We start from the raw sequence: 443 nt of genomic DNA on the forward strand, positions 1-443 counted from the left end.
CGTCGATGAAACCCCCGCCGATATCTCGCAAGGCACTGGCCGCCCTGGCCACCTCCCTCGTGCTCACCCTCGTCGGCGTGCCGGTGGCCCTCCACCAGGTGGGTGCCGACGGCAGCGAGCAGCGCGCCACCCCCGACGTGCTGGCCGCCGCGGGCGCCGCGCAGTGGAGCCGGGAGCCGTCCGCCGAGGCGCTGCTCAAGGCCGGCAGCAGCGCCGCCAGAGCCGAGCAGTTCTACTTCGTCCTGCCGGACCGCTTCGCCAACGGCGACCAGCGCAACGACACCGGCGGGCTGACCGGTGACCGGCTCCGCACCGGCCTGGACCCGGCGGACAAGGGCTTCTACCACGGCGGTGACCTCAAGGGGGTCATCGACCGGATGGACTACATCCAGGGCCTCGGCACCACCGCCATCTGGCTCGCCCCGATCTTCAAGAACCGACCC

General features: G+C 72.2%; 1 protein-coding gene. It reads left to right on the forward strand.

Features of this window, described 5'->3' with window-relative positions; genetic code table 11:
- Nucleotides 1-5 precede the first annotated feature (5 nt).
- Nucleotides 6-443 (forward strand): alpha-amylase family glycosyl hydrolase (locus tag F8271_RS31845; RefSeq protein ID WP_255473779.1); only part of this gene is annotated, 438 nt, incomplete at its 3' end.

Source organism: Micromonospora sp. ALFpr18c, assembly GCF_008868155.1.
Classification (GTDB): domain Bacteria; phylum Actinomycetota; class Actinomycetes; order Mycobacteriales; family Micromonosporaceae; genus Micromonospora.